Genomic DNA, 12,087 nt, shown 5'->3' on the forward strand with positions numbered 1-12,087 from the left:
GCAACCCATAATCCGTCGAGCCGTCATCGAAGGCGTCCGCGGCCGCGCCGTCCACGCCGCTGCGGTCCGCCGGGCGTCGGTGCGCCTGGGGCCCCATCCGGGAGGGCCGGCGTTGCTCGACCTGCTCGCGCTCATCGCCGGTGGCTGCGACAGCGAGCTGGAGATCTGGGGCGTGCAGCAGGTGCTGCCGAGACCACCCGCCGTGCCGCCTTACGTCCAGCAGTACCGCCTTGCCTTACCGGATGGGCGACGCATCAAGCTGGACGCGGCCTGGCCTGAAGCTCTCGTCGCCGTGGAGCTCGACGGAGCGGCCTTCCACGGCAGCCGGGAGGCCCGGGAGCGCGACTTGCGGCGGGACAGCGCGCTCGCCGCACTCGGCTGGGTCGTCCTGCGCTTCAGCTACGCGCGTCTGGTGGCGGACCCAGAAGGCTGCCGGCGCGAGATCGTCGCCGCGGTCCTCGCGCGACTCGCCCACTGAACGCGAGAGGCCCAGAACCTCGCTGGTTCTGGGCTTCTGGCGTGCAATCGAAGTGGCTAGGCGGACTTCTCGCGGCGCTCGCGGGTGGGCTTGCGCGGGACGATCGTCGGGTTCACGTGCTCCAGGACGACCTCCTTGGTGATCACCACGGAGGCGACGTCCTCCCGGCTGGGGATGTCGTACATCACCGACTGGAGCACCTCCTCCATGATCGCGCGGAGCCCACGGGCGCCGGTGCCGCGGAGGATGGCCTGGTCGGCGATCGCCTCGAGGGCGTCGTCGGTGAACTCCAGGTCGACACCGTCGAGCTCGAACAGCTTCCGGTACTGGCGCACCAGGGCGTTCTTCGGCTCGGTGAGGATGTTGATCAGCGCCTCGCGGTCGAGCTTCTGCACGCTGGTGATCACCGGTAGGCGGCCGATGAACTCGGGGATCATGCCGAACTTCAGCAGGTCCTCGGGCATGACCTCGGCGAAGGCATTGGCCTCGGCGATCTCGGCCTTGCCGCGGACCTGGCCCGCGAAGCCGATCCCCTGCTTGGTCGTGCGGTCCTCGATGACCTTCTCCAGGCCGGCGAAGGCGCCGCCCACGATGAACAGCACGTTCGTCGTGTCGATCTGGATGAACTCCTGGTGCGGGTGCTTGCGGCCGCCCTGCGGGGGCACCGACGCCGTCGTCCCCTCGAGGATCTTCAGCAGCGCCTGCTGCACGCCCTCACCGGAGACGTCGCGGGTGATCGACGGGTTCTCGCTCTTGCGGGCGATCTTGTCGACCTCGTCGATGTAGATGATGCCGGTCTCGGCCCGCTTGACGTCGTAGTCGGCGGCCTGGATCAGTTTGAGGAGGATGTTCTCGACGTCCTCACCGACGTAGCCGGCTTCGGTCAGCGCGGTGGCGTCGGCGATGGCGAAGGGCACGTTGAGCATGCGGGCGAGGGTCTGCGCCAGGTGCGTCTTGCCGCAGCCGGTGGGGCCCATCAGCAGGATGTTGGACTTGGCCAGCTCGACGCCCTCGTCGCGGCGGTCACCGCCGGCCTGGATGCGCTTGTAGTGGTTGTAGACGGCCACCGACAGCGTGCGCTTGGCCTTGTCCTGACCGATGACGTACTGCTCGAGGAAGTCGTGGATCTCCTTCGGCTTCGGCAGCTCGTCGAACTTCAGGTCGGAGGACTCCGAGAGCTCTTCCTCGATGATCTCGTTGCAGAGGTCGATGCACTCGTCGCAGATGTAGACCCCGGGGCCCGCGATGAGCTTCTTGACCTGCTTCTGGCTCTTCCCGCAGAAGGAGCACTTGAGCAGGTCACCGCTCTCACCGATTCGTGCCACCTGCTGACCTCCACCTGTGAATCGCCGGTCCTGGTGTCAGGAGCCTGCGCCTTGATTCTGACTGCTCAGCCCCTGCTCGGCCTCATTGTTCCGGGCCCATCTTCTGGGCCATCGCCGCGAGGCTGTCCTCCCGGCGCCATGTGCCGGGGATCGGGCGTCCGCAGACCGTAACCCCCGCTGCCGACGTCGCCGGGCAATGACTCACCCGGTTCCGGCGACCGTCCCACTTCTGTCCCGAGGGCGCCCTCTGCCCCTCGGTCCCCGACCCCGTCGACGGTACGGGTCGAGGCCACGACACGCGCGGCCTCGACCCGTCCGAAGGGGTCAGACCGCCGGAAGAGCGTTGAGCTTCCGGCTCTGGATGACCTCGTCGACGATGCCGTACTCCTTGGCCTCGGGGGCCGTGAGGATCTTGTCGCGGTCGATGTCGGAACGGACCTGGTCGACCGACCGGCCGGTGTGCCGCGCCAGGATCTCCTCCATCTGCGCGCGCACCCGCTGGATCTCGGCGGCGTGGATCTCCAGGTCGGACACCTGGCCGCCCGCCTCACCCGACGGCTGGTGGATGAGCACCCGCGAGTACGGCAGGGCCAGGCGCTTGCCCGGCGTCCCGGCCGCCAGCAGGACGGCGGCGGCCGAGGCGGCCTGGCCCATGCAGACGGTCTGGATGTCGGGGCGGACGAACATCATCGTGTCGTAGATCGCCATCAGCGAGGTGAACGAGCCACCGGGCGAGTTGATGTAGATCGTGATGTCACGGTCGGGGTCGGCGGACTCCAGCGTGATCAGCTGGGCCATCACGTCGTTGGCCGACGCGTCGTCGATCTGCACGCCGAGGAAGATGATCCGTTCCTCGAAGAGCTTGTTGTAGGGGTTGGACTCCTTCATGCCGTAGCTCGTGCGCTCCACGAAGGAGGGCAAGATGTACCGGCTGGAGGGCATCTCGAAGCTCATGGGGTCAGTTCCTCCGAACCGTCAGTTGTCCGTGACCGGGTTGGCGGGGCCGGTCATCGTCGCGCGGCTGACCACGTGGTCGACCATGCCGTACTCGAGGGCCTCCTGGGCGGTGAACCAGCGGTCGCGGTCGGAGTCCTTCTCGATCTGCTCGACCGGCTGCCCGGTGTGGTGCGACTGCAGCTCGTTGAGCTCGCTCTTCGTCCGGCGGAACAGGTCGGCCTGGATGGCGATGTCGGCAGCCGTGCCGCCGACGCCGGCGGACGGCTGGTGCATCATGATCCGCGCGTGCGGCAGGGCGTAGCGCTTGCCGGCCGTGCCGGCGGTGAGCAGGAACTGGCCCATCGAGGCGGCCAGACCCATGCCGTAGGTGGCGACGTCGCAGTCGATGAACTGCATCGTGTCGTAGATCGCCATGCCGGCGCTGACGGAGCCGCCCGGCGAGTTGATGTAGAGGTGGATGTCGCGCTTCGGGTCCTCCGCCGACAGCAGCAGCATCTGCGCGGCGAGCTGGTTGGCGATCACGTCGTCGACCTGGCTGCCCAGGAAGATGATCCGCTCGCGCAGCAGCCGCTCGTAGACGGAGTCGCCGAGATTCATCATGCCGCTGGCGCCGCGCATCATCGGTGCGCTCGCGAGGTTCGGGTGGGTGGTGCTCACGGGTGCGGTGACCTCCGTAGGACTCGCAGTGCAACTAGGTCTCGGTGGGCGGGTTGCTCGGTTGGTGCAGGCCAGAACGGCCCTCCGGGAGGCGTTACCCCCCGGCGATCGCCTGAGTCCTGTCGACCCTAACGCGGACCTCCGACGACACAGTCCCCGTCGGGGCAGTGTTCGCCGACGGCGCAGCGGAAAGGCCGGATACGCCGACGCCGCCCGGCCCCGGCAGGGGCAGGACGACGTCGTGGTCAGGCCCCGTCCCGAGGCTCACCCCGAGCGTGCTCGGGGTGAGGAGGACGGGGTCCTTTCTCAGCCCTGCGCGCCCTCCTGCGCCTCGACCGGGGCGGCCTCGACCGGCACATCGCCGGTCTCGTCGGCGCTAGGGTCGGCGGCGGCCGGCTGAGCGGGCCGCACGGTCTGCGGGCGCAGCGCCTCGAGGTCGACGACGTTGCCCGACGCGTCGGTGATGGTCGTCTCCTCCAGGAGCTGGGCCAGCGTCTTGGTGCGGCGGACGTCGGCGACGAACTCGGCGATGTTGCCGCCCTGCTGCAGCTGCTGAGCGTACTGCTCCGGGGCCATCCGGCTGCGCTGCGCCTGGGCCATGATCTGCGCGGAGAGGTCGTCGTTGTCGACGGTGACCTCACGGGCGTCGGCGATCGCGTCGAGGATGAACTGCGTCTTGACCGCCTGCTCGACGGTCTTGCGCTGGTCGGCGTCGTACTCCTCGCGGCTCTGACCGCCCGACATCTGCAGGAAGCTGTCCCAGTCCATGCCGGCCCGCAGCAGCTCCGCCTGGAAGGCCTGGTTGCGCCACTCGATCTCGCGCTCGACGAGGTTCTCGGGCAAGGGGACCTCGACAGCGTCGATCAGGTGCTCGACGATCTTGTCGCGGGCCTGTGCTCCCTGGCTCAGCGTCTTGGTGCGGGCGAGCCTGGTGCGGACGTCCTCGCGCAGCTCGGCGAGGGTGTCGAACTCGCTCGCGGTCTGGGCGAAGTCGTCGTCGAGCTCCGGGAGGTCCTTGGTCTTCACCGAGCGGACGGTGACGGTCACCTCGGCGTCCTGGCCGGCGTTGGGGCCCGACAGCAGCGCGGTGGTGAAGGTCGTCGACTCGTCGCCCGACAGGCCGCGGACGGCGTCGTCGAGGCCTTCCATGAGCTGGCCGGAGCCGACCTCGTAGGACATGCCGGTGGTGGACCCGTCCTCGAGCACCTCGCCGTCGAGCTTGGCCTCCAGGTCGATGGAGACGAAGTCGCCGTCCTCGGCCGCGCGCTCGACGCCGGTGAGCATGCCGAAGCGCTCCCGCATGACGTCGACCTGCTTGTCGATCTCCTCGTCGGTGACCTCGACGTCCTCCACCGTGACGGCGAGGCTCTCCAGCGACGGCAGCTCCAGCTGCGGGGCGACGTCGACCTCGGCGGTGAAGGCGAGGGTGTCGTTGTCGTCGAGCCGGGTGACCTCGATCTCGGGCTGGCCGAGCACGCGCACCTGGTTCTCTCGGACGACCTCGGAGTAGACCTCCGGGATCGCGTGCTGGACGACCTGCTCGAGGACGACCGGGCGCCCGATCCGCTGGTCGAGCACGCGGTTGGGCACCTTCCCAGGGCGGAAGCCGGGGACGCGGACCTGCTTGCCCAGCTCCTTGTAGACCTCACCGAAAGCGTGGTCCAGGTCCCCCCAGGGCACCTCGATCGCCATCCGGACCCGCGTGGGGCCCAGTTCCTCGATGGTGCTCTTCACAGCGGCAGTGCTCCTCGGTGCAGACAGCAGGGGGATCGGGCGCTCCGCGGGCATGCGGGCGCCGGCTGCCCACGAGTCTAGAGACGCGTGGGCCGCCTGGGGGCGGCGGGATCGGGCGCATGACGACGACGGTCGGGGTGACAGGATTTGAACCTGCGGCCCCCTGCTCCCAAAGCAGGTGCGCTACCAAGCTGCGCCACACCCCGTGGCCGCCCGAGTCTAGGCGGCTCGGCGCGCGCCTCCGCCCAGAGACCCGTCAGGCCGACACGGCAGGACGCCGATCCGCCCACGGCGCCGCCTGCTCCAGGGCCGCGGCCACCCGGACCAGGACGTCCTCCCGCCCGTACGCCGCGACCAGCTGGACGCCGACCGGGAGTCCCTCCTCCGTCCAGTGCAGGGGCAGGCTGATCGCCGGCTGCCCGGTCACGTTGAACTGGGCCGTGTACGGGATGAAGCTCTGGATCCGCCGGCCCTCCTGGTCGGGGCCGTCCGCGGTGAACCAGCCCAGCTCCGGCGGCGGCGCTCCCACCGTCGGGGTGACGAGCAGGTCGAAGCCCTGGCCGCCGAGCTCGCGCGGCGCCCACCACGCCGCCATCCGGCGGACCCAGGCCCCGAGCAGGAACCGGGCGCCGAGGTAGTCCTCCGCGGTCATCTTCTTGCCCAGCGCCCGGTACCTCACGTTGCGCGGTTCCAGTTCGTCGTCCCTCACGGGTCGGCCGAGGGCGCGCTCGAAGGCCGAGATCGTCAGCGAGACGTCCGCCGCGATGGTCGCGGGGAAGAAGCGCGCGAACTGCGGGTCGAACATGCCGTCCGGGGTTCCGGGCTCGACGATGCAGCCGAGTTCCTCCAGCAGCCGCCCGGCCTGCTCCACGGCGACGCGGCACTGCGGGTGGTCGAGGTAGGGCTCCCCCGGGTCGACGTCGAGCACGCCGACGCGCAGCCGGCCCACGGGGGCGCCGACCTCCTCGGTCAGGGGTCGCGCCAGGGGCGGGGCGACGTAGGGGTCGCCGGGCATCGGGCGGCCGATGTGGTCGAGCACGGCTGCGGTGTCGCGGACCGAGCGGCTGACGACGCCGTCGATCGTGGCGCCGGCCCAGCTCTCGCCGATGTCGGGGCCTTGGCTCACCCGCGCCCGGGTGGGCTTGAGCCCGACGAGGCCGCACTCGCTGGCCGGGATCCGGATCGACCCACCGCCGTCGTTGGCGTGCGCGACCGGCACCAGACCGGCTGCCACGGCAGCGGCGGAGCCACCACTGGACCCGCCCGTCGAGCGGCCCAGGTCGTAGGGATTGCGCACCGGCCCGTTGGCGTCGGGCTCGGTGGTGACCGTGGTGCCGAACTCGGGCACGTTCGTGCGGCCGAGGAACACGAAACCGGCGGAGCGGAAGTGCCGGGCCAGGTAGCTCTCGGACGGCCAGTGCCAGGACGCCTCTCGCAAGAAGGAGGTGCCGTAGTGCGTGGACTCGCCGGCGAGGTGGCAGCCGAGGTCCTTCAGCAGCATGGGGACGCCGCGGAACGGACCGTCCGGCAGTTCTCCGGCGGCCTCCTTGCGGGCCTGGTCGAAACGGTCCCGGACGACGGCGTTGAGCTGGGGGTTCACTCGCTCCACCCGGTCGATCGCGGCCTCGACGAGCTCCGTCGGGCTCACCTCGCCACTCCGGACCAGCTCTGCCTGCGCGGTGGCGTCCAGCCATGTGGTGTCGGTCACGCGTGCGCACGCTAGCGGTCGCCGTCCGCACGGTCACGACCTGGTGCGGAGGCCTCGGAAGGTGGTCGCGACCAGTGCGTCGGCGAGGTCGTCGGCGGACAGCCCCCCGTCGGGCCGGTACCACTCGGTGAGCGAGTTGACGGTGCCGAACAGGAGCCGGCTGATGACGGCCGGACCGACGTCGGGACGCACGTCGCCTTCGTCCACGGCGGCGCGGACCAGATCGGTGACGATCCGGTCGAACTCGCGGCGTCGCTGCAGCGCCGCCCGCTCCACCTCGGAGTTGCCCCGCACCCGCAGCAGGAGCGTGACGAACGGGAGTTCCGCGGTGAGCACGTGCACCGAGCGACGGACGACGTGCTCGAGACGGTCGATGGCCCGGCCGGTGGTCGCACCCGGCTCCTCGGTGACGGCGAACAGGGCGTCCAGCGCCCGGTCGACGGCGAGCCGCAGCAACTCGGCTTTGCCGGACACGTGGTGGTAGATGGCCGACTTCGTGAGCCCCAGCCGGGTCGCGATCTCGTCCATGCTCGTCGCGTCGTACCCGCGCTCGTTGAAGGCCGCGACGGCGACGTCGAGCAGCGAGTCCAGCGAATGACCCGGCCGGCCCCGGCGCGCGGGGGCGGGGGTGGCGGTCGTCGTCATCGCTGGCCGTCCTATCGGGGTCGAAGGGCACCGGCGCCCGTGCAGTGTGCGGCTCTTGTGCGACCGCGTGTGCCAGGTCACACTATTACCGACCGCACGGTCAGTAAATGCCTCTCGCACCTCGGAGGAAACCACGATGTCGGCGCCCACGCTGGACCGCCCGGAAGCAGCCGACGAGGCCGCGCTGCAGGAGCACTTCGACGCCACGATCGCCGCGCAGCACCGGATCGAGCCCCGCGACTGGATGCCCGAGGCCTACCGGAAGACGCTCATCCGGCAGATCGCCCAGCACGCGCACTCCGAGATCATCGGCATGCAGCCCGAGGGCGACTGGCTGCTCGCGGCACCGAGCCTGCGCCGCAAGGCGATCCTGCTGGCCAAGGTGCAGGACGAGGCGGGCCACGGCCTCTACCTCTACTCGGCGGCGGAGACCCTCGGCGCCGACCGGGCCGACCTGACCGACAAGTTGATCGAGGGCCGGCAGAAGTACAGCTCGATCTTCAACTATCCGACGCTCACCTACGCCGACGTGGGCGTGATCGGGTGGCTGGTCGACGGCGCGGCGATCTGCAACCAGGTGCCGCTGTGCCGGTCGAGCTACGGCCCCTACGCCCGGGCGATGATCCGGGTCTGCAAGGAGGAGTCGTTCCACCAGCGGCAGGGCTACGAGCTGCTGATGGCGATGATGCGCGGTACCGGCGAGCAGCGGGCGATGGTGCAGGACGCCGTCGACCGGTGGTGGTGGCCGTCGCTGATGATGTTCGGCCCCCCGGACGACGAGAGCCCCAACTCGGCCCAGTCGATGGCGTGGGGCATCAAGCGGCACAGCAACGACGAGCTGCGCCAGCGATATGTCGACATGACCGTGCCGCAGGCGGAGTTCCTCGGCGTGACGCTGCCCGACCCCGAGCTCTCCCTCGACCCGGCGTCCGGCCGCTACCGGTTCGGCGCCATCGACTGGGACGAGCTCAAGCGCGTCATCAGCGGCGGCGGTCCGTGCAACGCCGAGCGGATCGCCCGCCGGCGGGCCGCCCGTGACGACAACGCCTGGGTGACCGAGGCGGCGACCGCCTACGCGCAGAAGCACGCGGAGCGGGCGGCATGAGCGCCGATCTCACCGCCGAGGGGGGCCACGGTGCCGTCCCCACGGGACCGGAGGTGCCCGTAGAGCCCAGGCCGCCCGTGAGCCGCCGCGACTGGCCGCTGTACGAGGTGTTCGTCCGCGGCAAGCGCGGCCTCAACCACGTGCACGTCGGCTCACTGCACGCGCCGGACGACGAGATGGCCGTGCACGCCGCCCGCGACCTCTACACGCGACGCAACGAGGGCGTGAGCATCTGGGTGGTCAAGGCCGCCGACATCACCGCGTCCAGCCCCGACGAGAAGGACCCGATGTTCGCCCCCAGCGGCGACAAGGTCTACCGCCACCCGACGTTCTACGAGATCCCGGACGGCGTCCCGCACATGTGACGGACCCCTCCCAGGGAGGGGCCGAAGGAGGGCCATGCACGAGGAGACCGTCTACGAGGCGCTGGACCACGCCCATGGCGGCGAGGGGCACTGGGCCTTCGGCACGGGGTTCGACGAGCCGCTGGCCGGCATCGACACCACCGTTCCCGAGGGCGTCGACCACGCCGACCTCGGCGAGTACTGCCTGATGCTCGGCGACGACGCCCTGGTGCTGGCCCAGCGGCTGACCCAGTGGATCACCGCCGCCCCCGAGCTCGAGGAGGAGGTGGCGATCGCCAACATCGCGCTCGACCTGCTGGGCCAAGCGCGCCTGCTGCTCGCCCGGGCCGGGTCGGTCGGCGTCCTGGGCCGCAGCCGGGAGAAGGCGACCGACAGCATCCCCGACGAGGACGCCCTGGCCTACTTCCGCGATGCGGACGAGTTCCGGCACACCGCCCTGGTCGAGGCGCCCAACGGCGACTTCGCGCAGACGATGATCCGCCTGCTCGCCGCCACGACCGTGCGGCTCGCCGTCTTCGCCCGCCTGCGCGGGTCCCGCGACCCGGTGCTGGCCGCCATCGCGGCGAAGGGCGTCAACGAGCTGGCCTACCACCGCGACCACGCCGCGCGCTGGGTCCTGCGCCTCGGCGACGGCACCGCGGAGTCCTCCCGCCGCGCGCAGGCCGGCGCCGACGCCGTCTGGCCGCTGCTCGCCGAGGTCTTCACCGCCACCGATCTGGAACTGCGGCTCACCGACGCCGCTGTCGCCGTCGACCCGGCCGACGTGCGCGACGAGGTCGTCTCCGTGCTCACCGAGGTGCTGGACCGCGCGACGCTGCAGGTGCCGGCATGGCCGGCCGACGCTCCGCCGCGCGGCCGGCGCGCCGAGCACGGCGCGGAGCTGGCCGAGCTGCTCGGCACCCTGCAGGGACTGGCGCGGCAGCACCCGGCGGCGACGTGGTGACGGACGTGCGCCGGGCCCCGGACCCGCGGGAGGTGGCCGCCCGGGTCACCGACCCCGAGCTGCCGATGGTCACCCTGGCCGACCTCGGCGTGCTGCGTGACGTCCGGGTGGAGGAGGGCGTCGTCGTCGTCGAGATCACGCCCACCTACAGCGGCTGCCCGGCGATGGGCACGATGCGCGCCGACCTGGTGCACGCGCTGCACCGCGCCGGGTTTCCCGACGTCGACGTCCGCACCGTCCTCTCCCCCGCCTGGAGCACCGACCGGATCAGCGACGAGGGCCGCCGCAAGCTCGCCGTCGCCGGTATCGCGCCGCCGGGGAGAGCACCCGTGCCCACCGACGGTCCGGTTCCGCTGCAGCTGGGCCCCAGCCGACGGACGGCGGACTGCCCGCTGTGCGGCTCGAGCGACACCGAGGAGCTGAGCGAGTTCGGCGCGACCGCCTGCAAGGCGCTGCGCCGCTGTCGCAGCTGCCGGGAGCCCTTCGAGCACGTCAAGGAGATCTGACCCGTGACGACGAGCACCCGGCGCCGGCCGCAGTTCCACCCGCTGCGGGTCGCGCACGTCGAGCGGCTGACCGATGACGCGGTCGCCGTGACCTTCGACGTACCGCCGGAGCTCGCGGAGGACTACGCGTTCCGGCCTGGGCAGGCGCTGACCCTGCGGCGGGTGGACGGCGACCGCGACGAACGCCGCTCCTACTCCATCTGCGCGCCGATGGGAGCCGCACCGCGGGTGGGCGTGCGCGAGGTGCCCCGCGGCTTCTTCTCGTCGTACCTCGTCCACGAGGTCCAGCCGGGCGACGAGATCGACGTACTTCCGCCGTCGGGCACGTTCACCGCCGACCTCTCGGTGCCCGGGGACCACGTCTTCGTCGTGGCCGGGTCCGGCATCACGCCGGCCCTGTCGCTGGCCGGGACGGTCCTGCGCGACGGCCGGTCGACGGTCACGGTCTTCTACGGCAATCGACGCACGAACACCGTCATGTTCGCCGACGAGCTGGCCGACCTGAAGGACCGCTACGGCCCCCGCCTGCAGCTGGTGCACGTGCTCTCCCGCGAGCCGCGGGACGCCGAGCTGACCAGCGGCCGGCTGGACGGCGCACGGCTGCGGACGCTGATCGACAACCTGGTCGACGCCGAGCAGGTCGACCACTGGTGGCTGTGCGGGCCGCACGGGATGGTGAGCGACGCCCGGAAGCTTCTCGCCGAGCTCGGAGTGCCGGCCGACGCGGTGCATCAGGAGCTCTTCTACGTCGACGACGTCCCGCCCTCACCGGTGCGCGGGGACGAGGAGACCGTCGACGGGCCGAGCGCCCAGGTGACGGTCGTCCTCGACGGCCGGAAGACGACGCTGGCTCTCCCCCGCGACGTGCCCGTGCTCGATTCGGCCCAGAAGGTTCGGGGGGACCTGCCCTTCGCCTGCAAGGGCGGGGTGTGCGGAACCTGCCGGGCGCGGGTGACCGACGGCGAAGTGACGATGCGCCGGAACTACGCCCTCGAGCCGGGGGAGGTCGAGGCGGGGTACGTGCTCACCTGCCAGAGCCTGCCTGTGTCCGACACGGTGACTGTCGACTTCGACGCGTGACCCGCGGAAGCCCGGACGGCGAGGCCCACCCCGCACGCCCCTGCAACGTCGCCAGCAGGCGTCGCGCTAGGCTCACTGCGGACCTCTTCCAGGTCTCGCGGGTGTAGCTCAATGGTAGAGCCCCAGCCTTCCAAGCTGGCCATGCCGGTTCGATCCCGGTCACCCGCTCCACGTTCTGACCAGCACAGATGCCCATACGCGCCCTGCTCTGGCGACCAGGTACAGGACCAGCCAGAAGTCCGCGATGGGCGGCGGCGCGAGAGCCTGCTGAACGAGCTCTGGCAGGCCGGGGCATGCGTAGGCGGTAAGCGTGCTGACGCCCAGGCCGACGATGAGCAGGGCGCCTATCACGCGCGGTAGCCGGCTTGACCGGTAGGCCAGGGAGCCGAGAGGAAGCAGGCACAGTCCCAGGGCGGCGCCGGCCACGGTGTACCCGCGGTCGCTCAGGTCCAGCAGCATCGACACGAGGCCGTTGACGCTCTGGGCGCCGAGACCGCCGGTGGAGGAGGCGGAGGGAGCCAGCAGCGCGGCATGGTGGAACAGCAGGTTGACCACGAGCAGCCCGACCGACGGCCAGGTAGACG

At 71.0% G+C, this 12,087-nt stretch carries 13 protein-coding genes and 2 tRNA genes; 7 read left to right on the forward strand and 8 right to left on the reverse strand.

Annotation, left to right across the window (positions count from 1 at the left end; translation table 11 throughout):
- Positions 1–112 precede the first annotated feature (112 nt).
- Positions 113–478: an endonuclease domain-containing protein gene (locus FHU33_RS25080; protein WP_170182488.1), complete on the forward strand. Its 366-nt coding sequence runs from the start codon at positions 113–115 to the stop codon at positions 476–478.
- A 56-nt stretch (positions 479–534) separates the two neighbouring features.
- Here FHU33_RS25080 and clpX read toward each other — a convergent pair whose 3' ends face one another.
- From clpX to FHU33_RS16775, 7 genes are all read right to left on the reverse strand, one after another.
- Positions 535–1,803, reverse strand: coding sequence for an ATP-dependent Clp protease ATP-binding subunit ClpX (clpX, locus tag FHU33_RS16745; protein ID WP_142026349.1), 1,269 nt, complete (start codon positions 1,801–1,803; stop codon positions 535–537).
- 324 nt (positions 1,804–2,127) lie between these two features.
- Positions 2,128–2,757, reverse strand: coding sequence for an ATP-dependent Clp protease proteolytic subunit (locus FHU33_RS16750; RefSeq protein WP_142026350.1), 630 nt, complete (start codon positions 2,755–2,757; stop codon positions 2,128–2,130).
- Positions 2,758–2,778: 21 nt separating this feature from the next.
- The gene (locus tag FHU33_RS16755; protein ID WP_425456779.1) at positions 2,779–3,417 is read right to left on the reverse strand and encodes an ATP-dependent Clp protease proteolytic subunit; all 639 of its coding nucleotides are present in this window, start codon (positions 3,415–3,417) and stop codon (positions 2,779–2,781) included.
- Positions 3,418–3,723: 306 nt separating this feature from the next.
- The gene (gene tig, locus FHU33_RS16760; protein WP_142026351.1) at positions 3,724–5,151 is read right to left on the reverse strand and encodes a trigger factor; all 1,428 of its coding nucleotides are present in this window, start codon (positions 5,149–5,151) and stop codon (positions 3,724–3,726) included.
- Positions 5,152–5,283: 132 nt separating this feature from the next.
- Positions 5,284–5,357 (reverse strand) — tRNA-Pro (locus tag FHU33_RS16765).
- Between the two features lie 50 nt (positions 5,358–5,407).
- Positions 5,408–6,859: an amidase gene (locus FHU33_RS16770; RefSeq protein WP_211355161.1), complete on the reverse strand. Its 1,452-nt coding sequence runs from the start codon at positions 6,857–6,859 to the stop codon at positions 5,408–5,410.
- A 33-nt stretch (positions 6,860–6,892) separates the two neighbouring features.
- Positions 6,893–7,504 (reverse strand): TetR/AcrR family transcriptional regulator, encoded by a 612-nt coding sequence (locus tag FHU33_RS16775; protein WP_142026352.1) that lies wholly within the window; start codon positions 7,502–7,504, stop codon positions 6,893–6,895.
- A gap of 136 nt (positions 7,505–7,640) precedes the next feature.
- Between FHU33_RS16775 and paaA the strand changes: the two genes are divergently transcribed.
- The 6 genes from paaA (at position 7,641) to FHU33_RS16805 (ending at position 11,674) form a co-directional block, all read left to right on the forward strand.
- Positions 7,641–8,609, forward strand: coding sequence for a 1,2-phenylacetyl-CoA epoxidase subunit PaaA (gene paaA / locus FHU33_RS16780; RefSeq protein WP_142026353.1), 969 nt, complete (start codon positions 7,641–7,643; stop codon positions 8,607–8,609).
- Complete coding sequence (gene paaB, locus FHU33_RS16785; RefSeq protein ID WP_142026354.1) at positions 8,606–8,974, forward strand: 1,2-phenylacetyl-CoA epoxidase subunit PaaB; 369 nt, start codon at positions 8,606–8,608, stop codon at positions 8,972–8,974. Before paaA ends, paaB begins: the two co-directional genes overlap by 4 nt.
- 34 nt (positions 8,975–9,008) lie before the next feature.
- A complete protein-coding gene (gene paaC / locus FHU33_RS16790; RefSeq protein WP_142026355.1) occupies positions 9,009–9,917 on the forward strand; it encodes a 1,2-phenylacetyl-CoA epoxidase subunit PaaC in 909 nt (302 codons plus the stop codon).
- Between the two features lie 5 nt (positions 9,918–9,922).
- Complete coding sequence (gene paaD / locus FHU33_RS16795) at positions 9,923–10,423, forward strand: 1,2-phenylacetyl-CoA epoxidase subunit PaaD (protein WP_246063741.1); 501 nt, start codon at positions 9,923–9,925, stop codon at positions 10,421–10,423.
- A gap of 3 nt (positions 10,424–10,426) precedes the next feature.
- Complete coding sequence (gene paaE / locus FHU33_RS16800; protein ID WP_142026357.1) at positions 10,427–11,503, forward strand: 1,2-phenylacetyl-CoA epoxidase subunit PaaE; 1,077 nt, start codon at positions 10,427–10,429, stop codon at positions 11,501–11,503.
- 97 nt (positions 11,504–11,600) lie between these two features.
- Positions 11,601–11,674: transfer RNA gene (locus FHU33_RS16805), tRNA-Gly, on the forward strand.
- On the opposite strand, the gene FHU33_RS16810 is transcribed toward FHU33_RS16805, so the two are convergent.
- Positions 11,663–12,058: a DUF4386 family protein gene (locus FHU33_RS16810; RefSeq protein ID WP_170182489.1), complete on the reverse strand. Its 396-nt coding sequence runs from the start codon at positions 12,056–12,058 to the stop codon at positions 11,663–11,665. The two genes, FHU33_RS16805 and FHU33_RS16810, sit on opposite strands and share 12 nt — an antisense overlap.
- Positions 12,059–12,087 lie beyond the last annotated feature (29 nt).

The sequence above is a fragment of the Blastococcus colisei genome, assembly GCF_006717095.1.
Taxonomy (GTDB): Bacteria; Actinomycetota; Actinomycetes; order Mycobacteriales; family Geodermatophilaceae; genus Blastococcus_B; species Blastococcus_B colisei.

Coding starts and splice junctions, on each gene's coding strand:
- FHU33_RS16750 (WP_142026350.1), bottom strand. CDS start 2,757: ATGAGCTTCGAGATGCCCTCCAGCCGGTACATCTTGCCCTCCTTCGTG.
- FHU33_RS16775 (WP_142026352.1), bottom strand. CDS start 7,504: ATGACGACGACCGCCACCCCCGCCCCCGCGCGCCGGGGCCGGCCGGGT.
- paaA (WP_142026353.1), top strand. CDS start 7,641: ATGTCGGCGCCCACGCTGGACCGCCCGGAAGCAGCCGACGAGGCCGCG.
- paaB (WP_142026354.1), top strand. CDS start 8,606: ATGAGCGCCGATCTCACCGCCGAGGGGGGCCACGGTGCCGTCCCCACG.
- paaC (WP_142026355.1), top strand. CDS start 9,009: ATGCACGAGGAGACCGTCTACGAGGCGCTGGACCACGCCCATGGCGGC.